Here is a 1,237-nt window from a genome sequence, read left to right on the forward strand (position 1 = left end):
CGCTGGGGTATCGCAATCGCGGCATTAAGGAGCGGCCGGGACTATACGTGCTCAAGCATACCAAAGCGCCGGCACTGCTGATTGAGTGCTGTTTTGTGGATGATCCGGACGATGTGGCGATATACAACGCTGACCGTATGGCTGCGGCTATTGTAGCTGGGATAACCGGACAAGCTACGGAGACCACGGCAGACGCGGCGAGGCTGGCGGCAATGAGCCGGGAGGAATTTGTGGAGTACATTGGCCAGATGGCGGCGGCAGACATGCAGACATCCGGCATCCTGGCAAGCGTAACTGCAGCGCAGTCTATCTTGGAGTCTGGTTATGGCAAGTCGGAGCTGGCTCTGCAGGCGCTCAACCTGGGCGGCATGAAAGCGGAGCTGTCAGGCAATACTTGGGCGTCGGCCTGGGACGGCCGGATCTATATTAAGGATACCGCGGAGCAACGGGCAGACGGCAGTTATTATACCGTGACAGCGGCCTTCCGGGCTTACCCAACGGTGGCGGAATACCTGGCCGACCATTCCGCTTATTTGGCCGGGGCAAGGGCGGGAAGTGACCTGCGGTATGCCGGGATTGTTGGCTGCAGAGATTACCGGAGGGCCTTTGAGATAATCAAAGCTGGCAATTATGCATCATCCTTGGATTACGTAGACAAGCTCTGCTCAGTGGTCGAGCGTTGGAACCTTACCCGGTTCGATGGTGTATCTCAGGAGCCGGATGGCAGCCTGTGGGCCAATATCGCGGGATTGTCTTATACCTGGGAGGAGGCATCCAATTTTGGGCAGATGCTGGCTCAGAACGGAATGCAGACTGTTCTGCACAGGGTACGGATTCTGGAGTAGCGCAGGAGTCCCCAAAAATGAGGGAGGCTTAATAAAAGTCTCCCTCAAATGTTATTCACGGGGGGGGAAAATCCCACTCTTATTCCCGTGATATAAGACGCCATCCTTTCCAAGTATAACAAGGATTTTTTCTTTTTCCTTGTATACTGGCTTTAATTTTAGAGAAACCGTCAAATGCCTGTTTTGGTGTTCCGTCAAATAAATCAGGATTTTGCTTTATGAAGAACATAAGATTTTGACAGTCATATATTTCTCCGTTGGGAGTCTGGATTTTCCAACGCTTTGCATTGATGTGCTTCTCCCCTGAATGTTCCGTATGGAATTTTTCTTTTTCCCTCTGCCATTTTGCAATGGCAGAATCATATTTACCCTCTTTATGTAATTGTTTTCGG

General features: G+C 51.5%; 2 protein-coding genes. One reads left to right on the forward strand and one right to left on the reverse strand.

The genetic code is table 11. The features are described from left to right. A partial coding sequence (locus FYJ45_RS29295) for a glucosaminidase domain-containing protein (RefSeq protein ID WP_195842046.1) occupies nucleotides 1-845 on the forward strand: 845 nt, incomplete at its 5' end. Between the two features lie 79 nt (nucleotides 846-924). Here FYJ45_RS29295 and FYJ45_RS30010 read toward each other — a convergent pair. After that, nucleotides 925-1,237, reverse strand: a 313-nt coding sequence (locus FYJ45_RS30010) for a hypothetical protein (protein ID WP_195842047.1), incomplete at its 5' end; no start/stop codon positions are given.

Origin of the sequence: Eisenbergiella porci (genome assembly GCF_009696275.1) — a bacterium.
GTDB lineage: Bacteria > Bacillota > Clostridia > Lachnospirales > Lachnospiraceae > Eisenbergiella > Eisenbergiella porci.